Source organism: Aquabacterium olei (assembly GCF_003100395.1).
In the GTDB taxonomy this organism is placed as follows: domain Bacteria; phylum Pseudomonadota; class Gammaproteobacteria; order Burkholderiales; family Burkholderiaceae_C; genus Aquabacterium; species Aquabacterium olei.
Genome location: NZ_CP029210.1, coordinates 1,149,330 through 1,167,432 on the forward strand (window position 1 = coordinate 1,149,330; position 18,103 = coordinate 1,167,432).

16 protein-coding genes are annotated in these 18,103 nt (G+C 67.5%); 6 read left to right on the top strand and 10 right to left on the bottom strand.

The window, feature by feature from the left end:
* Nucleotides 1-4: 4 nt before the first annotated feature.
* Entirely contained in the window at nucleotides 5-931 is a 927-nt protein-coding gene (gene rocF / locus DEH84_RS05110; protein WP_109035360.1) for an arginase, read from the bottom strand.
* On the bottom strand, nucleotides 928-2,022 hold the full coding sequence (ocd, locus tag DEH84_RS05115; RefSeq protein ID WP_109035362.1) for an ornithine cyclodeaminase: 1,095 nt from the start codon (nucleotides 2,020-2,022) through the stop codon (nucleotides 928-930). The genes rocF and ocd overlap by 4 nt, the downstream gene beginning before the upstream one ends.
* A gap of 123 nt (nucleotides 2,023-2,145) precedes the next feature.
* Here ocd and DEH84_RS05120 point away from each other — a divergent pair, with 123 nt between their 5' ends.
* Nucleotides 2,146-2,571: an Lrp/AsnC family transcriptional regulator gene (locus tag DEH84_RS05120; protein WP_109035364.1), complete on the top strand. Its 426-nt coding sequence runs from the start codon at nucleotides 2,146-2,148 to the stop codon at nucleotides 2,569-2,571.
* 69 nt (nucleotides 2,572-2,640) lie between these two features.
* Here DEH84_RS05120 and DEH84_RS05125 read toward each other — a convergent pair whose 3' ends face one another.
* The 6 genes from DEH84_RS05125 to DEH84_RS05150 all read right to left on the bottom strand — a co-directional run bounded on the left by DEH84_RS05125 (nucleotide 2,641) and on the right by DEH84_RS05150 (nucleotide 8,809).
* Entirely contained in the window at nucleotides 2,641-3,195 is a 555-nt protein-coding gene (locus tag DEH84_RS05125; protein WP_109035366.1) for a hemerythrin domain-containing protein, read from the bottom strand.
* 98 nt (nucleotides 3,196-3,293) lie between these two features.
* Nucleotides 3,294-4,025 (bottom strand): hypothetical protein, encoded by a 732-nt coding sequence (locus tag DEH84_RS05130; protein WP_109035368.1) that lies wholly within the window; start codon nucleotides 4,023-4,025, stop codon nucleotides 3,294-3,296.
* 119 nt (nucleotides 4,026-4,144) lie between these two features.
* The gene (locus DEH84_RS05135; protein WP_109035370.1) at nucleotides 4,145-4,840 is read right to left on the bottom strand and encodes a hypothetical protein; all 696 of its coding nucleotides are present in this window, start codon (nucleotides 4,838-4,840) and stop codon (nucleotides 4,145-4,147) included.
* 299 nt (nucleotides 4,841-5,139) lie between these two features.
* Nucleotides 5,140-5,832, bottom strand: a complete 693-nt coding sequence (locus tag DEH84_RS19265) for a hypothetical protein (protein WP_179950617.1) — start codon at nucleotides 5,830-5,832, stop codon at nucleotides 5,140-5,142.
* A gap of 199 nt (nucleotides 5,833-6,031) precedes the next feature.
* Nucleotides 6,032-6,496: a cyanophycin metabolism-associated DUF1854 family protein gene (locus DEH84_RS05145; RefSeq protein ID WP_109035372.1), complete on the bottom strand. Its 465-nt coding sequence runs from the start codon at nucleotides 6,494-6,496 to the stop codon at nucleotides 6,032-6,034.
* Between the two features lie 18 nt (nucleotides 6,497-6,514).
* On the bottom strand, nucleotides 6,515-8,809 hold the full coding sequence (locus DEH84_RS05150) for a cyanophycin metabolism-associated ABC transporter (RefSeq protein ID WP_109035374.1): 2,295 nt from the start codon (nucleotides 8,807-8,809) through the stop codon (nucleotides 6,515-6,517).
* A 139-nt stretch (nucleotides 8,810-8,948) separates the two neighbouring features.
* Here DEH84_RS05150 and DEH84_RS05155 point away from each other — a divergent pair, with 139 nt between their 5' ends.
* From DEH84_RS05155 to modC, 4 genes are read left to right on the top strand one after another with little or no spacing between them, the layout of a single operon-like run.
* Nucleotides 8,949-11,150: a cyanophycin synthetase gene (locus tag DEH84_RS05155; RefSeq protein WP_109035376.1), complete on the top strand. Its 2,202-nt coding sequence runs from the start codon at nucleotides 8,949-8,951 to the stop codon at nucleotides 11,148-11,150.
* A 36-nt stretch (nucleotides 11,151-11,186) separates the two neighbouring features.
* Nucleotides 11,187-13,763, top strand: coding sequence for a cyanophycin synthetase (gene cphA, locus DEH84_RS05160; protein WP_109035377.1), 2,577 nt, complete (start codon nucleotides 11,187-11,189; stop codon nucleotides 13,761-13,763).
* A 19-nt stretch (nucleotides 13,764-13,782) separates the two neighbouring features.
* Complete coding sequence (gene modB, locus DEH84_RS05165; RefSeq protein WP_109035379.1) at nucleotides 13,783-14,481, top strand: molybdate ABC transporter permease subunit; 699 nt, start codon at nucleotides 13,783-13,785, stop codon at nucleotides 14,479-14,481.
* On the top strand, nucleotides 14,474-15,571 hold the full coding sequence (modC, locus tag DEH84_RS05170) for a molybdenum ABC transporter ATP-binding protein (protein WP_109035381.1): 1,098 nt from the start codon (nucleotides 14,474-14,476) through the stop codon (nucleotides 15,569-15,571). Before modB ends, modC begins: the two co-directional genes overlap by 8 nt.
* Here modC and DEH84_RS05175 read toward each other — a convergent pair.
* Nucleotides 15,546-16,199 carry a TetR/AcrR family transcriptional regulator gene (locus DEH84_RS05175; protein ID WP_159098869.1) on the bottom strand — a complete coding sequence of 218 codons (654 nt, stop codon included), beginning with the start codon at nucleotides 16,197-16,199 and terminating at the stop codon, nucleotides 15,546-15,548. The two genes, modC and DEH84_RS05175, sit on opposite strands and share 26 nt — an antisense overlap.
* A gap of 117 nt (nucleotides 16,200-16,316) precedes the next feature.
* Here DEH84_RS05175 and DEH84_RS05180 point away from each other — a divergent pair, with 117 nt between their 5' ends.
* Nucleotides 16,317-16,943, top strand: coding sequence for a hypothetical protein (locus DEH84_RS05180; RefSeq protein WP_109035385.1), 627 nt, complete (start codon nucleotides 16,317-16,319; stop codon nucleotides 16,941-16,943).
* Here DEH84_RS05180 and DEH84_RS05185 read toward each other — a convergent pair.
* Nucleotides 16,906-18,087 (bottom strand): cyclic nucleotide-binding domain-containing protein, encoded by a 1,182-nt coding sequence (locus tag DEH84_RS05185; RefSeq protein ID WP_159098870.1) that lies wholly within the window; start codon nucleotides 18,085-18,087, stop codon nucleotides 16,906-16,908. The two genes, DEH84_RS05180 and DEH84_RS05185, sit on opposite strands and share 38 nt — an antisense overlap.
* Nucleotides 18,088-18,103: the final 16 nt, after the last annotated feature.

Genomic DNA, 18,103 nt, shown 5'->3' on the forward strand with positions numbered 1-18,103 from the left:
GGCGTCAGCGGCGCATCAGCGTGCTCTTGCCGAACAGGCTCTCGATCAGGTCGACGGCGAGCTGGGCAGTCTGGTTGCGCACGTCCAGCGCCGGGTTGAGTTCGACCACGTCCAGCGACGCCAGCCGGCCCGTGTCGGCAATCATCTCCATGCACAGTTGCGCTTCGCGGTAGTTGGGGCCGCCGCGCACCGTGGTGCCCACGCCGGGGGCGATGTCGGGGTCGAGAAAGTCGACATCCAGACTCACGTGCAGATGGGTGTGTTCATCCAGATCAAGCAGCGCCTGTTCCATCGTGTGGCGCATGCCCATCTCGTCGATGTAGCGCATGTCGAACACCTCGATGCCCGCCTCGTGCACGAAGCGCTTTTCGCCTTCATCGACGCTGCGGATGCCGATCTGGCGGATGTCGGCGGGCGACAGGGCCGGCACATGGCCACCGATGTGGGTCAGTGCTTCCGGGCCATGGCCGCACAGGCACGCCACCGGCATGCCGTGGACGTTGCCGGTGGGGGTGAGGGCCGCCGTGTTGAAGTCGGCATGCGCGTCCAGCCACAGCACGCGCAGCTTGCGGCCGGCGGCGCGGCAGTGGCGGGCCACGGCGCTGATCGAGCCGATGCCGAGGCAATGGTCGCCGCCCAGCACGATGGGCAGGCGGCCGCTGTCCAACTCGGCAAACACCGCATCGTGCAAGAGCTCGTTCCAGCGCACCACCTCCGGCAGGTGCCGGAAGCCGTCCACGGCGGGCTCCCACGGGTTGTCGGGGCCGTGCAGATCTCCGGAATCCCGTACATCGAGTCCGAAATTTCGGATGGCCTGGGCGATGCCGGCCACGCGCAGGGCACTGGGGCCCATGCGGGCGCCGATGCTGCCGGCCCCCACGTCGGTGGGCACGCCGATCAGGGTGACGCCCTGGATGTCGGGATGGATCATGCTGCGTGTTGCGTCTCGGGTTGAGGGGCCACGGTCACGCAGCAAGCGCCGGGCCCGTCTGCAGCCAGCGTCCCGAAGAGGTTCTTCGGATCTTTCGGCGTGGGGATCAGGTCCAGCGGCTGTCCGAGGCCGTGGCGCTGTGCGGCCTCCTGAAGATGGCGCAGCGCCGAGAAATCTTCCAGCGCAAAGCCCACCGAGTCAAACACCGTGATCTCATCGGGGTGCTGGCGGCCGGCCGCCTCGCCGGTGAGCACCTGCCACAACTCGGTCACCGCGAAGTCCGGCGGCATCTGCTGCAGGTCGCCCTCGATGCGCGTCTGCGGCTCGTATTCCACGAACACGCGCCCGGCCCGCAACACGCTGGCCGCCAGCTCCGTCTTGCCAGGGCAGTCGCCGCCCACCGCATTGATGTGCTGGCCCGGTGCCAGCATGTCGGCATGCAGGATGGTGGCGTTCGTCTTGTCCGCCGTCAGCGTGGTCACGATGTCGGCGCCGCGCACCGCGTCGGCCGTGTTCTGACACACCACCACCCGAAGCGCCGTGCCGGCCAGATTGCGCACCAGCTTGGCGGTGGCCTGCGGGTCCACGTCGTACAGGCGCAGCGTGTCGATGCCCAGCAGGTGGTGGAAGGCCAGGGCCTGGAACTCGCTTTGCGCGCCATTGCCGATGAGGGCCATCACGCGGCTGTCGGGCCGGACCAGCCGCCGGGCCGCCACCACGGATGTGGCGGCCGTGCGCAGGGCAGTGGTCAGCGTCAGCTCACTGACCAGGGTCGGGGCCCCGGTGGCCACATCGGCCAGCACGCCGAACGCCATCACCGTGGGCAAGCCCAGGCGGGTGTTGCGCGGGTGGCCGTTGACGTACTTGAAGCTGTAGCGCTGCCCGTCGGCAATGGGCATCAGCTCGATCACGCCGTCGCGCGAATGGCTGGCCACGCGGGCCGCCTTGTCGAAGGCCGGCCAGCGGCGGAAGTCGTCTTCGATGCAGCGGGCGATGCCCGAGAGGGTCGGGGCCAGGCCGTCGCGGCGCACCAGCTCGACGGCGTCGCGTGCGCTCAAAAAGCGGGTTGCAAGAAGGGTGGGGTGGCTCATGGTCGCGGTGCTTCGGGGGGATGAGCACAGTGTGACCAAAGGCCGTGGCAATGAAAATCGTCAACTCTGCGCAAGAACGCGAAGACAATTGCCAGATCGTTAGATCAGATTGGCGTTTTGCACATGGACACCCTCGACCAGCAGATCCTCTCCCTGCTCCGGCAGGACGCCCGCATGAATGTGGCCACGGTGGCCAGCAAGCTCGGCGTCTCGCGCGGCACCGTCACCAACCGCATCCGCAAGCTCGAGGACAGCGGCGTGATCGTGGGCTACACCGTGCGGCTGCGCCCCGACACCGAACCGAACGAAATCCGCGCGTGGATGAGCATTGCCGTGGAGGGCAACGACGTGCGCTCGGTGATCGGCAAGCTGCTGGGGGAGCCCGGTGTGGCGTCGTTGCACGACACCAATGGCCGCTGGGACCTGCTGGCCGAACTGCGGGCCGAGAATCTGGCCGGGCTGTCGAAGGTGCTGGAGCGCATTCGCCTGATCCGCGGCATCAGCAGCACCGAAACCAGCATCCACCTCGAAACCTACCGCCTCGGCTGAAAGCACAACGGCCGGCACCCGGTGCACTCGCAGCGGGGTCCGGCCGTGGGGCGGCTGCGCAGGACGGGGTCAGATCCTGGCGCGGCGGCGCTGGGCCATTTCGCGGCCCATGCCATTGAGGTCCCACTCGGCAATGCGGCTTCTGGCTTCCGGGTAGATCAGCGACTCTTCCAGCGCCAGGTGGTCCTGGTAGAGCTGCACGAACACGGGCACGGCCAGGCTCAGTTGCTCGAGGTTGTACCAGTTGTAGCCGGCTGCGATCGATTCGATCTGCGGGGCCAGCTCCAGCCAGTCCTCTTCGATCCAGCCGTGGTCCTGCTGCAGGCGCAGCGTGTGGCGGATCAGGTCATCGTCACCGCTGCGCAGCATCGCGGGAAAGATGTGTTTTTCCTCGTCGATGTGGTGCTGGCGCGCCGTGTCCATGAAGAAGTGGAAGATGGCACGCGCCATCTCCTGCGCCTTGCCGTCCACCCCCTTGGTCTCTTCGAGGTGGGCCACCAGGTCCTGCAGACGCTGCAGGGCCGTGACCATCTGCTGGTGACAGGCGTCGAGCACGTCGAACGGCTGAACAGGACGGCCTCTGGGTGTGGTGCTTTGTTCCGGGGCGACGACGGTGGCGGGCATGGGGCCTCCAGCAAGGGTGGGTTAGGACACGCGAATCTGATTCGATTCTGCGGATCACCCCGGGACGAGCCTTGCGCCACGTCAAGGCAAGCGGGGGGTCACTCGTCCTCGGCACCGCTGGCGTACCAGCGCTGCGCGTCGTCCATGCCCTTGTCCAGCTTGTCCTGCGAGCGCTCGCCGGCCGGCAGCGCCTGCCATTCGAGGAAGGCCACCGCCCGCTTGCGCATGTAGGCGGTGTTGCGGTCCTTGTCAGCCAGTTGCCGTTCGTCGGTCGGCTGCGGCGCCGCGGTGGCGAGCTTCTGCGTCCATTCGTCGATGCGCTGCTGGCGGCGCGCTTCGTCCGGCTCCAGATCGCCCAGCAGCACGGTGCCCATCAGCACGGCCTCCATGCCGGTGAACTCGCCCTTGGCCACGCGCTCGGGCAACTGGGCCATGAGCTGCTCTGCCAGCTGGTGCCGCGCGCGCACGTTCTTCGAGTCGATGGTCGATTGCCAGAACTCGAAGTCATGCTGGTAGCGCAAGTAGCTGGCAATCCGCTGGGCTTCTGCCTGCGGGTCGGGCTGGCGGCGAAGCGACGCGTTCAGCGCCTTCCAGTCGTCGGGTTGCACGTGCACGGGCCGGCCGTCCACCGCCACGGTGTCCGCAGCGGTGCCGAACGGGGCGGCCGTGCCCGATGGGCCGGCCTCGGCGCTCGGGCTGGCGTCGGCGGCGCGGCCGGAAGGGGGCGCATCCGGCTTCATCAGCATCCACACGCCACCGGCCACGATGGCCCCGGTCACGACGGTCAGCAGCAGACGCTGCGCGGGCTTGGCTTGCTTGTAGATGATCATGGCGGTCGTCAATGAAAATGATCCGGTCGCCCTGGAGGCGTCCCCAGGATGAGCCGGATCACATTGTGTGCTGTCCCGTTGCGGTCAGCCGCAACGGTGTGACGTCAGCGTCGTGCCGCTCAGGGGGCCGGAACGTAGGGCTTGGTCGAAATCGGGGTCGAGCGCAACTTGGTCGAGATGTCCTGCGTCAGGGTGCCGAAGCGCAGGGTGTCCAGCAGCGGCCACACGAAGGTAGGCAGCTTCAGGGTTACCTTGTACAGATTCTTGGCTTCCGGGGTCAGGGCCAGATCACCCAGCACTTCGTGGCCGGTGATGTTCAGCGGAAACTTGTACTTCAGGCCCAGCGGCGTCAGCGTCTGGAAGTTGAAGATGGGAACCTGCTTGGTGGTGGTGCCGCCCATCGGCGTGGCGTCGGCCAGCACCTGCTTGGTGGTGTAGTTGATGGTGAAGTTGGCCAGCGTCAGGCGGGTCGGGACTTCCTCGCCGGTTTCTTCGTCTTCAGCGATGCGGTCGAACTGCAGCGCCGAGCCCACGGCCGTGCCCGAGAGGATCTTCAGCAGCGGGCTGATGGAGATGCTGGTAACCGGCAGGGTGAAGGAGTTCGTCTTGTCGGCGTTGGCGTAGGCCGTGCCCTTGCCCGACACCTGGATGCCGACCTGGCGGAAGTTGGCGTTGGCTTCGATCGAGAAGTCCTGGACCGAGTTCGCCACAAAGGCGTTCACGGGGATGGCGATGCCAGCGGCGGATGCCGAAACAGCGGTGCCGGCCAGAACGGCGGAAACAGCGACAGTACGGAAAGACAGAGACAAGCTCATGGTGCGCTCCTTTTGTATGCCGAGCCTGACAAACCGGCTCGTTCCATGGGCTCTATCTTCACCGGCGTGGATGGGACGCCCGCCCCCCTCGACTCGATGGCCTGACCGTGCAGATGGCACATTTGCTGCCATTCCGAGGGAAAGCCGCTAGCTTCTCCAAAGGGCGGTTTTAAGGGTTAACCGCATCCTTCGGGTTAACCGGGGTACGTTGCGGAACCCCCTTTTTCGGGTTAGTTCGGCTCGCTGACGGAAGGGGTCGTCGCCCCGTCCGTCAGCGCGACCGTATGCCGCTTGCAGGCTCACTGCACCACGTACGGTGCAGTCGGGACAGCCGGGGTGCGCGCCTTGGTGCTGATGTCGTTGACGATGGTGCCGAAGTCCGTCGTGTCCAGCAGAGGGATCACGAACGTCGGCAGCTTCAGCGCGCTGATGAACAGGCTCTTGGCTTCGGGGGTCAGGAAGAGCTTGTCGAGCACTTCATGGCCGGTGATGGTCAACGGGAACACGTACTTCAGCTTCAGCGCCTCGCTGACGTTGAACTTGTAAAGCGGCATTTGCGGGATCGTGGCGCCGCCCTTGGGCGTGGCGTCGGCCAGCACGACGTTCTGCGTGTAATCGATCTTGAAGTTGGCGAGGACCAGGCTCACGGCCACTTCCTCGCCCGTCTCCTCGTCTTCACCGACGCGGTCCAGCTTGAGCGCCGAGCCCACCGCCGCGCCGGATGCGACCTTCAGGTTGGAGCCAATGCTGATGGTGGTGATGGGCAGGTTGTAGGCGCCCGCCACACCGGTGACCGCCGTGGCATTGCCCAGCGCCGTGAAGGTGATGCCCACCTGGCGGAATTGCCCCTGGGCGAACGTCGAGAAGGTCTGGACAGAGTTTGCCTGCTTGTTGGCGACGTTGAGTGTCAGCCCGGCCGCAGAGGCAGCGCCAGCGCCGAAGACCAGGGCAGCCGAAATGGCCGCGTGGCGGAAGTGCAGAGACGAGATCATGCGGGACTCCTTTTGCGTTACCTGCCCTACGGCAAGCGTTGTTGGTGTGGTGTTAATCGTGCACCGACTCGCAAAAGGCGTGTCCCCGCAAATCCGGGTATGTCGCGCGCTGCTCGCGCCAATTCACGTCATCTCGCGGGAAAACGCGTGGGACGCATTCCCGCCACGGCCACGGGCTTGCCCTAGGCCCCGCTTCGAATCAGAGGAAGCGCTCCAGCAGCCTGCGAGAAGCCCTGTCCAGCGCCGCCATGTCAGGGATGGCGAGGTTCAGGCCGTGGCTGGTGCCGATCAGCAGCCGGCCATTGCCCAGGCGGCGGATGTCGTCCTCGCTCTTGAGCACGACGTCCGTGGGCCCCCGGTCGGTGTCGACAGACCAGGTGCTGGGCACCGAGAAGGTCGAGACCGCTCGGAGGCGGGTGATGGTGGGAGTGAACTCGCGCACCGCCAGTTCCGTTTCCAGCAGGGCGCGTCCGGGGGCGGGCAGGGCGCTCAGGCGCGGGATCCAGGCCAGTTCGTGGCCGTCCGGGCCGACGATGGAAAGGCCCTCGTCGGGTGCTGCGATCGGAAAGGCGCGCACGGGTACCACGCCCACGTGGGCCACGCCGTCGGCACCGGTGTAGACGAGCTTGCCGAAAGGGTCGCGGGTGATCTGAAAGTCGCTCATGTCGGGGTCGTGCAAGGTTCAGGCCGCGGTGTCGGCGTTGGGTGAGGGCGGCTCGGCATCCAGCAGGGCGTCCTGCTCGGCCTTGCGTGCCTGCGCCTCGTACAGGCGCCAGTAGGCCCCCTGGCGGGCCATCAGCTCGTCGTGCGGGCCGACTTCCACCACCTGGCCGCGGTCCATCACCACCAGGCGATCGGCCTTGCGAAGCGTCGACAGGCGGTGCGCAATCGCAATCGTCGTGCGACCCTTGACCAGGTTGTCCAGCGCGCGCTGGATTTCCTTCTCGGTCTCGGTGTCCACGGCCGACGTGGCCTCATCGAGGATCAGGATCTTCGGGTCGATCAGCAGCGCGCGTGCGATGCTGATGCGCTGTCGCTCGCCGCCCGACAGGCCCTGGCCGCGTTCGCCCACCAGCGAGTCGTAGCCCTGCGGCAGGCGCAGGATGAACTCGTGCGCGTGCGCTGCACGGGCCGCGGCAATGATCTCGTCGCGCGTGGCGTCGGGTTTGCCGTAGGCGATGTTCTCGGCGATGGTGCCGAAGAACAGGAAGGGCTCCTGCAGCACCAGGCCGATGTGGCGCCGGTAGTCGGCCACCGCTATGCGGCGGATGTCGACGCCATCGACCTTGATCGCGCCATCGCTGATGTCATAGAAGCGGCAGATCAGGTTGACCAGCGTGCTCTTGCCCGAGCCGGAATGGCCGACCAGGCCGATCATCTCGCCGGGCTGGATGTCGAGGCTGAGGTTGCGGATCACCGAGCGGCTGCCGTAGCGGAAGGCGATGTCCTCCATGGTGATGCGGCCCTGCAGCGCAGGCAGCTTCACCGGGTTGGCCGGTTCAGGCACATTCGAGACGTGGTCGAGGATGTCGAAGATGCGCTTGGCGCCGGCGGCGGCCTTCTGCGTGACGGACACGATGCGGCTCATGGAATCGAGCCGGCCGTAGAAGCGGCCGATGTAGGCGATGAAGGCGGTCAGCACACCGACCGTGATGTCGCTTTCCGACACCAGCCAGATGCCGAAGGCCCACACCACCAGCAGGCCGATTTCGGTCAGCAGCGACACCGTGGGCGAGAACAGCGACCAGGTCTTGTTGAGCTTGTCGTTGACCTGCAGGTTGTACTGGTTGGCCGCGCGGAAGCGGTTGGCCTCGCGCTGCTCCTGCGCAAACGCCTTCACCACGCGGATGCCCGGGATGGTGTCGGCCAGCACGTTGGTGACCTCGCCCCACACGCGGTCGATCTTCTCGAAGCCCGTGCGCAGGCGATCGCGCACCAGGTGAATCAGCCACGCGATGAAGGGCAGCGGCACCAGCGTGACCAGGGCGAGCCACGGATTGATGGACACCAGGATGGCGGCCGTCATCGCGATCATCAGCACGTCGGTGGCGAAATCGAGCGCGTGCAGCGACAGGAAGACGTTGATGCGGTCGGTTTCCGAGCCCACGCGGGTCATGAGGTCGCCGGTGCGCTTGCTGCCGAAGTAGTCGAGCGACAGGCGCAGCAGGTGTTCGTAGGTGGTGGTGCGCAGGTCGGCACCAATGCGCTCGGACACCAGTGCGAGCAGGTAGGTGCGGGCCCAGCCCAGCGCCCAGGCCACCAGTGCCGAAGCCAGCAGCCCGCTCAGCAGCAGCGTCACCAGGTCGCGGTCGATGGCCTGGCCGTTCTGGAAGGGGATGAGCACCTCGTCCATCAGCGGCATGGTCAGATAAGGCGGCACCAGCGTGGCGGCGGTGGAGGCCAGCGTCAGCAGAAAGCCGGCCAGCAGCTTGCCCTGATAGGGCCGCGCGAAGCGCCACAGGCGCAGCAGCACCCACGTCGAGGGCGGCGTTTGCAGTTCGCGGTGACACACCGGGCACTCGTCGCTGTCCGGGGGCAGCGGGGCCTTGCAGCTCGGGCACTGGGCCTTGTCCTCGTCCGACGCCAGTTCGCCGGTGTGCAGGGCGGCCTGGCGCCGTTCGAACTGTTCGATCAGCCGGACAACCTGAACCTGGTGCTCCAGCGTGAAGTGCCACAGGGCCAGTCGCCCCTGGGCGTTGATCAACTCGAGGGTGCCGACGCCCGCGTGATCGTGGTGCTGAAGCGCCAGATCCGGGGTCAGAGGCCACATTTCCCAGGTTGCCGAGGCCCCCTCGCGCGTGCCGAGACGCTGGTCAGTCAGGATAATGGGCGACGTCTGGAAACGGAGTTGCGCGTTCAGGTCAACCTCAAGGCGACATAAAACGTTTTCTCCGGGAGCCAGCGGCCAGTCCGTGCTGGCAAGATCTGTAACAGCCTGACGCCCCTGGGCGTCGTCAGCAGGATGGTGATGGTGCATGTTGATCTGTGGGCCCGACGCGGGGGCCAGGCTTCGGCCCCTTGTGCGAGGTGTCGCATTTTGACCGAAGCAGCCCGCGCCATGTCGATCCGCCCGTCTTTCTGCCCGTCAACGCCCCGCCTGTGACCCTCGTCGCCCCATGACCAAGAAGAACGACATCAAGCTCCTGCGCATCAATTACCTGCGCGGCCCCAACATCTGGACGTACCGCTCGGTGCTCGAGGTCTGGCTGGATCTGGGCGAACTGGAAGATTTCCCCTCGAACAAGCTGCCCGGCTTCAACGAACGTCTGACGGCCTGGCTGCCGGCGCTGATCGAGCACCACTGCGGGGTGGGCGAGCGCGGCGGCTTCCTGCAGCGGCTGCAGGAGGGCACCTGGTGTGGTCATGTGCTCGAGCACATCGTCATCGAGCTGCTGAACCTGGCCGGCATGGCCACGGGCTTCGGTCAGACACGTTCGACCAGCCAGCGCGGTGTCTACCGCATGGTGTTCCGCGCCCGTGACGAGCAGGTGGCCCGGGTGGCCCTGCAGCAGGGCCATGCGCTGATCATGGCGGCCATCCACGACGAGCCCTTCGATGTGAAGGCCGCCGTCGAGCTGGTGCGCGAGCAGATCGACGATTGCTACCTCGGCCCGTCGACCGCGGCCATCGTGAACGCGGCCACCGACCGCGGCATCCCGCACATCCGGCTCAACGAGGGCAACCTGGTGCAACTGGGCTACGGTGCGGCACAGCGCCGCATCTGGACGGCCGAGACCGACAAGACCAGCGCGATCGCCGAAGGCATCGCCGGCAACAAGGATCTGACCAAGACCCTGCTGAAGGCCTGCGGCGTGCCCGTGCCGGAAGGCGAGGTGGTCGACAGCCCCGAGGCGGCCTGGGACGCCGCGGAAGACATCGGCGTGCCGGTGGTGGTCAAGCCGCTGGACGGCAACCATGGCCGGGGCGTGTCGCTGGAGTTGACCGAGCGCGCCGACATCGAGGCCGCCTACAAGGTGGCCGAGGCCGAGGGCAGCGACGTGATCGTCGAGCGTTTCATTCCCGGGGACGAGCACCGTGTGCTGGTCGTGGGAGGCAAGCTGGTGGCCGCAGCCCGGGGGGAGAGCCTCTGGATCGTCGGCAACGGCCGCGACAAGGTCACCAAGCTGATCGACGACCAGCTCAACAGCGACCCGCGCCGCGGCGAGGCCGAGGAGTTCCCGCTCGAGACCATCGTGCTGGAGCGCGAACCCACCATGCGTCTTCTGCTGGAGCGTCAGGGGCTGAACGGTGAATCGGTGCCCGCAGAAGGGCACCGCGTGCTGGTGCAGCGCAACGGCAACGTGGCCATCGACTGCACCGACGACGTGCACCCCGATGTGGCCTACCAGTGCGGCCTGGCCGCGCGCGCCGTGGGCCTGGACATTGCCGGCATCGACCTGGTGGTGCAGGACATCTCGAAGCCGCTGGCGCCGCAGCGTGGCGCCATCGTGGAGGTGAACGCCGGCCCCGGCCTGCTGATGCACCTCAAGCCGGCCGAAGGCCTGCCGCGCCCGGTGGGCAAGGCGATTGCCGACCACCTGTTCGACGAGACGGAAACCGGCCGCGTGCCCATCGTCGGCGTGGCCGGCTCGGTGGGCACCAGCCACATTGCTCGCCTGATCGCGTGGCTGCTGCACCTGGGTGGGCGCCATGTGGGTCTGGCGTGTCGCGACGGCCTCTTTCTGGGTACCCGCCGCGTGGAGGGCAAGGACCGCGCTAACTTTGCAGCCGGTCAACGCCTGCTGATGAACCGCGAAGTCAACGCCGTGGTGCTGGAAAACGGCGCCGCCAGCATCCTGAACGACGGCCTGGCCTACGACCGCTGCACGGTGGGCGTGGTGACAGACCTGTTGGGTGCCGAGCCGCCCGTGGCACCGGCCCTGGCGGAGCACGACATCCGCGAGCCCGAACAGATGTTCAAGGTGCTGCGCACGCAGATCGACGTGGTGCTGTCCGAGGGCGTCGGCGTGTTGAACGCGGCCCACCCGCAGCTGGTCGAGATGGCCGAGTTGTGCGATGGCGAAGTCATCCTCTACGACGTGGACCATGCCAGCCCGGTGCTGGCCGCGCACCGCGCCAAGGGGGGCCGCACGGTGGCCGTCGAGGGCCACCATCTGGTGCTCGCTCACAATGGCCAGATGGCCGTGCGTTGTGCCGACCTGGACAGCGCAGCGGCCCGCCGCTTGGTGGCCGCGGGTGAGTCGGGTGTCGGCGTGAGCTGGCTGCTGGCTGCCGTGTCGGCCGCCTGGGCTCTGGGTATTTCGCCCGAACTGATCAGCGCCGGGATCGAGACCTTCGACCCGACCCCCAAACAATAAAAAAACGCAGGCCTTCGCGCTAACGAGAGACCCCTCATGGACGTGTCCCGCATCCGGGCCCTGCGTGGCCCCAACCTCTGGAGTCGTCATACCGCCATCGAGGCGGTGGTGGCGTGTGAACCCGCAGAGCGCAACATCGATCAACTCCAGGGCTTTGAAGCCCGGCTGCGCAAGCGCTTCCCGAGCATGGGTCCGCTGCGTCCGGACGGCCGTCCTGGCCACATCGGCCTGGCTCATGTGCTCGAGACCGTGGCCCTGGCCCTTCAGGCCCAGGCCGGCTGTCCCGTCACCTTCAGCCGCACGGCCGAGACGGTGGAAGAAGGCATCTACCAGGTGATCGTCGAGTACAGCGAAGAGGTCGTGGGCAAGAAGGCCTTCGACCATGCGATCGGGCTGGTCGATGCGGCGCTGAAGGACGGCACGTTCGACGTGGACGCGGCGCTCGCCGAACTGCGCGAGCTGGATGAAGACGTGCGCCTCGGCCCCAGCACCGGCTCCATCGTCGATGCGGCCGTGGCCCGTGGCATCCCCTATCGCCGCCTGACCCAGGGCAGTCTGGTGCAGTTCGGCTGGGGCAGCAAGCAACGCCGCATCTGGGCGGCCGAGGTCGACAACACGAGCGCCGTCTCCGAGTCGATTGCGCAGGACAAGGACCTGACCAAGCGCCTGCTGGCCGCGGCCGGTGTGCCGGTGCCCACGGGGCGTCCGGTGGTCGACTTTGAAGATGCGTGCAAGGTGGCCGAAGAGATCGGCTGGCCGGTGGTGGTCAAGCCGCGCGACGGCAACCAGGGCAAGGGCGTGACGGTCAACATCGTCAGCACCGCGCACCTGGAGATCGCGTACAAGGTGGCCGCCGAATACGGCGAGGTCATGGTCGAGAGCTACCTGCCGGGCAACGACTTCCGCCTGCTGGTGGTGGGCGATCGCCTGGTGGCTGCGGCCCGCCGTGATCCGCCCCATGTGATTGGCGACGGCGTGCACACCGTGCGCGAGCTGGTGGCCAAGGTCAACGAAGACCCGCGCCGGGGTGATGGCCATGCCACCTCGCTGACCAAGATCCGCATCGACGAGATCGCCATTGCCCGCCTGCAGGTGCAGGGGCTGAGCCCCGACGATGTGCCGGAGCAGGGCCGTCGCGTCATCATGCGCAACAACGCCAACCTGTCGACCGGTGGCACCGCCACCGACGTGACGGACGACGTGCACCCCGAAGTGGCCGCCCGCGCCATTGCAGCGGCGCAGTGCATCGGGCTGGAGATCTGCGGCGTGGACGTGCTGGCCGAGAGCGTGCACCGGCCGCTGGAAGCCCAGAACGGCGGCATCGTGGAAGTGAACGCCGCACCGGGCCTGCGCATGCACCTGTCGCCGTCGTACGGCAAGGGCCGCAACGTGGGCGAGGCCGTGGTGGCCAACCTCTACAAGTCGGGTGACGATGGCCGCATTCCCATCGTGGCCGTGACGGGCACCAACGGCAAGACCACGACGGCACGCCTGACCGCTCACCTGCTGGCCACCAGCGGGCTGCGCGTGGGCATGACGAACACCGACGGTGTGTACGTGAATGGCCGTCAGATCGACAGCGGCGACTGCTCGGGCCCCAAGAGCGCGCGCAACGTGCTGATGCACCCTGACGTGGACGCGGCGGTGTTCGAGACGGCGCGTGGCGGCATCCTGCGCGAGGGCCTGGGCTTCGACCGCTGCGGCACGGCCGTGGTCACCAACATCGGTGCGGGCGACCACCTGGGCCTGAACTACATCACCACGGTGGAAGACCTGGCGGTGCTCAAGCGCGTCATCGTGATGAACGTGGCGCCCGAGGGTTATGCGGTCCTCAATGCCGCCGACCCCATCGTGGTGGCCATGGCGCCCAAGTGCCCGGGCGGCATCATCTATTTCGCGCTCGACCCGCACAATCCCGTTCTGGCTGCGCACCGCGCGCAGGGCAAGCGCACAGTGTTCGTCGACGGGGGGGCGCTGGTGGCCTCGGAAGGCAGCTGGCGCGAGACCCTGCCGCTGCGCGACATCCCGCTGACCCGCAACGGCACCATCGGCTTCCAGATCGAGAACGTGATGGCCTCGGTGGGCGCGGCCTGGAGCGCTGGCCTGGACTGGGAAGTGATCCGTGCCGGTCTGGCCAGCTTCGTGAACGACTCGGACAACGCGCCGGGCCGCTTCAATGTGATGGACTACCGTGGCGCCACCGTGATCGCCGACTACGGCCACAACCCGGACGCCATGAAGGCGCTGGTGGACGCCGTCAATGCGATGCCGGCCAAGCGGCGCTCGGTCGTCATCAGTGGCGCGGGTGACCGCCGTGACGAGGACATTCGGGATCAGACGGCCATCCTGGGCGGGGCCTTCGATGACTTCATCCTGTTCCAGGATGCCTGCCAGCGCGGCCGTGAAGACGGCGAGGTGCTGGCGCTCTTGCGTGCCGGCCTGAGCCAGGCGGCGCGGGCACAACACGTCGAAGAGATCCGGGGTGAGTTCCTGGCCATCGACACGGCGCTGGCCCGCCTGCAACCGGGCGACCTGTGCCTGGTGCTGGTCGACCAGGTGGAAGAAGCCCTGGCGCACCTGGCGAAGCGCTGCGCCGAGTCGCCCGCCGGGTGATGGCCACGCCCGCGTCGGCATGAGCGTGCTGTCGCACGACGACGTTCAGGCGCTGGTGCTGACGGCCGAGCTGGCCGGCCTCACCACGCTGGTGCTGCTCGTCATCGGCACGCCGATCGCCTGGTGGCTGGCGCACACGCGTTCGCTGCTCAAGGGGCCCGTGGCTGCGGTGGTGGCGCTGCCGCTGGTGCTGCCACCCACGGTGCTCGGCTTCTACCTGCTGTTGCTGCTGGGCCCCAATGGCCCGGTGGGGCAGGCGATGCAGGCCATGGGCTGGGCGCTACTGCCCTTCACCTTCCCGGGGCTGGTGGTGGCCTCGGTGCTGCACTCGCTGCCCTTCGTGGTGCAGCCCCTGCATCAGGCGTTCGAGGCCATGGGCCGGCGCCCGCTGGAAGTGGCCGCCACGCTGCGCGCCGGGCCGTGGGATCGCTTCCTGAGCGTGGCGTTGCCGCTGGCGCGCCCCGGCTTCCTCACGGCCGCGGTGCTGGGCTTTGCGCACACGGTGGGCGAGTTCGGCGTTGTGCTGATGATCGGCGGCAACATTCCCGGCGCCACGCGCGTGCTGTCGATCGCGCTGTACGGCCATGTCGAAGCCAACGCGTTGCAGCAGGCCCATGTGCTGGCAGGCGGCATGGTGCTGTTCGGCTTTGCCGTGATGTGGCTGCTTTACCTGGTGTCCGGGCGCAGCCTGCTGGGCGGAGGGGCTCGCCGTGCGTGACGATGGGCCGGATGCCGACCGCACGCTGCAGGCGGATCTGCGTGTGGCCTTTCCCGGGTTCGACCTCGACGTGCGTCTGCGCCTGCCGGCGCAGGGCGTGAGCGTGCTGTTCGGCCCCTCGGGCTGCGGCAAGACGACGGTGTTGCGCGCCCTGGCCGGCCTGGAGCGGGCCGAGGGCCGCGTGGTGTTCGCAGGGGAGGTCTGGCAGGATGGTCGCACCGTGGTGCCCACGCACCGGCGGGCCATCGGCTACGTCTTCCAGGAGGCGAGCCTGTTCCCGCATCTCAGCGTGCAGGGCAACCTCGACTACGGCCGCAAGCGTGTGCCGGCCGCCCTGCAGCGCATCACGCTGGATGAGGCCGTGGCGCTGCTCGGCATCGGTCACCTGATGGCGCGCCGGCCGGCGGCGCTGTCGGGCGGCGAGCGCCAGCGTGTGGCCATTGCGCGGGCCCTGCTGACCAGCCCCCGCCTGCTGCTGATGGACGAGCCGCTGTCGGCGCTGGACGCCCCGCGCAAGTCCGAGATCCTCCCTTACCTTGAACGCCTCAACCGCGAGGCCCGCATCCCCATGGTCTACGTGACCCATGCCCTGGACGAGGCGGCCCGGCTGGCCGATCACCTGGTGCTGATGCAGGCCGGCCGCGTGGTCGCCGAAGGCCCGGCCATCGACACCCTGTCGCGGCTGGATCTGTCGGTGAGCCAGTTGGACGAGGCGGCGGCGGTGCTGGAAGCCAAAGTGGTGGCGCATGCGCCCGATTTTGGGCAGAGCCAGCTTCGGGTGGGCGGACATCCCTTGTGGGTAGGCCTGTGCGTGCAGGCCCCGGGCGAGCGGGTGCGCGTGCGGGTGCTGGCGCGGGATGTGAGCGTGGCGCTCAGCCGTGCGCCCGACAGCAGCATTGTCAACATCCTGCCGGCGCGCATCGTGTCGCTGCGGGAGGGCGGGCCGGACACCGTCACGCTGCGCCTGGCGCTTGAAGGCGGCACGGCCCATCTGCTGGCGCGGATCACGCGGCGTTCCTGCGTGCACCTGGGCTTGCAGGAGGGCACACCCGTGTTTGCGCAGGTCAAGGGCGCGGCGTTGATGGCGTAGCCCGCGTCATGGCGTCCACGATGAGGTCGAGGCTTCGTCGCAGCACCGCAGCCTGATCGGAGGACGCCACGTTCCATTGCGGTAACTGCCCGTCCACCGCCATGCGGGCCAGGCCATAGGCGCTGCCGCGCAAGGCCAGCGCCAGTTCGGCGGCCTGCTGCGAGGCCGGCAGGGCGCCTTCCCGCTGTGCCTGTTCGACCAACTGCACCGTGAGTTCACGCACCACGGCGAAGTGCCCGGCCAGGCTGGGCGAGGCTGCGAAATCGAACAGGGCGCGGTTGGACACCAGGCGGAATTGCGTGGGGTGCCCGGTGGCCCAGGCCAGGAAGCTGTGACCCAGGGCTTTCAGCCGGTCGGCGGCCGTGCCGCTGCAGGCGTGCTGGTCACGCTCCACCATCAGGCGCAACTGGCGGGTGGCCTCCTCGGCGATGGCCGTCATCAGCGCGCGCTTGTCCGCAAAGTGCCGGAAAGGCGCGCCCGAGGACACGCCCACCCGTTTGGCCACCTCGCGCAGGCTGACCTGCTCGATGCCGGTTTCCTCTGCCAGTGCGAGCGTCGCTTCGATCAGCGCCTGGCGCAGGTTGCCGTGGTGATACGGACGCGGCGGGACGGTGTGAGCGCGAGGCATGGTGGGGCAAAGGCAATGTAAGCACTGCGCATTTTGGCTGGCCTGCATGAAGACGTCTGCCTAGCATCGCCCCTCATGTCCGGTTGACGGATCTCGTGTCCACCCAGGAGCCCTGCCATGTCCCCTTCTGCCTTGCCCGCCGTACCCCTTGCCCGCTTCGGTCCCTGGTGGCCCGGCGTTGCGGTTCTGGTCCTGATGTGCATGGTGCTGCTGGGCAGCGGGATCACCGTCGACAACGTCCGTTCGGCCATCCGTGCCACCGCGCGCCTGTCGCTGGTGTGCTTCTGTCTGGCGTATGGGGCCAGTGCGCTCTGGCAAGTCCGACCGACGCGGCTCTCGGCCTGGATTCGACGGCATCGTCGTCAATGGGGGTTGCTGTTCGTGGCCTCGCACACGGTGCACCTCGTGTTCATCGGGATGCTGCGCCTGCTGGATCCAGCCCTGTTTGCCAGCCTGGTTCCGGCCGCCACCCTGGTCACCGGCACGTTGGCTTATGCCGTGCTGTGGGCGATGGGCCTGACCTCCAGCGATCGGGTGGCCGCACGCATGGGGGCCCCCGCGTGGCGACGTCTGCACACCTGGGGCGGCCACTACCTGTGGCTCAGCTTTGCCGTGGCTTATGGCAAACGGGTGCCGCTCGATGCGGTCTATGCCCTGCCGTTCGCGCTCTTGCTGGTGGTGCTGGGCTTGCGCCTGGGGTGTGCGCTCAGGCGCCCTTCGTCATCAGTTCCTTCACGGCCTTGATGATGGCGCCACCGATCTGCTGCACTTCGATCGGATCGGCCGGCTTCATGTCCTTCAGGTCGCTCTCGATCTCCTCCCGCTTGCTGCGCGACAGCGAGGCGACGATCTTCTGCTTGACCGCTTCTTCGCTGATCGATGAGAGCAGCTTGGCCAGCTGGAAGGTGTCGACCTTCGACACCACGGCAAAGACGGTCTTCTGATCGGCGAACTCGATGTCGAGGATGTCGGTGAACTCGTCCGGCGTCTTGATCTTGCGCTCGGCAAAGAAGCGGCGGCCCTTCTCGTCGAGCAGCCGCATGATCTCGGTCTTGCGGAAGGTAAAGACATCGTCGGAGAAGTCGCCGCCCGCGAGCTTGCGCAGCAGCACCGGGCGTTCCACATCGACCATCGCGGCAAACTCGTCCACGCTGATGTACTCGTAGCTCAGCTTGTCGGCGTCGTTCGCGGTGCTGTCCGTCACCTTGCGCGCCTGGCTGACGATGTCACGCGGGGAGAACAGCACCCGCTTGCCCGTGCCCTTTTCGTCTTCGATGCGGATGAGGTGGAGGTTCAGCAGCTTGGCCAGGCAGGTGCGGATGTGCTTGTCCGAGTGGGCAAACATGATGCGCGCATTCATCACGACGTCCTGCAGCAACGGGCTGGCGAGCGCCTGCTTGCCGGCGGCCTCTGCCTTCACGACCGCCTGCTTGCCGACGTCTGCGATGCCCAGCAGGTAGAGCAGTTGCGCATAGATCAGGATGTCGGGCTGGTAGTTGACGCGTGTGGCGATCAGCTCGTGCGCGGCCGAGAGGCGGTCGGACAGGGTGTGCAGCACGCTGCGGGCCAGCTCGGGGGTGGCCTGCACATGGGGCTCGACCGACTGGTTGTCGACCAGATAAAGCTCGCAGTAGGTGCGTGCGGCGGCGTTGTTGATGCGCCGCCCCTTGGGAAGGTGCGGTGTCAGGCCGAAGCACTGACCCCGGCTCAGCGTCTCGACGACCACGCGCTTTTCCTCGCGCACCATGTAGATGTCGACCTCGCCCTCCTTGATCACGTACATGTGCGTGCCGGGCATGCCCTCGGTGTAGAGCACGTCGCCGGCAAAGGCGCGCATCTGGGAGAAGTTGCCTTTCTCGGCAAACCGGAGGAGGGAGCTGGTGTGCATGGAGCGTGCCTGGCGC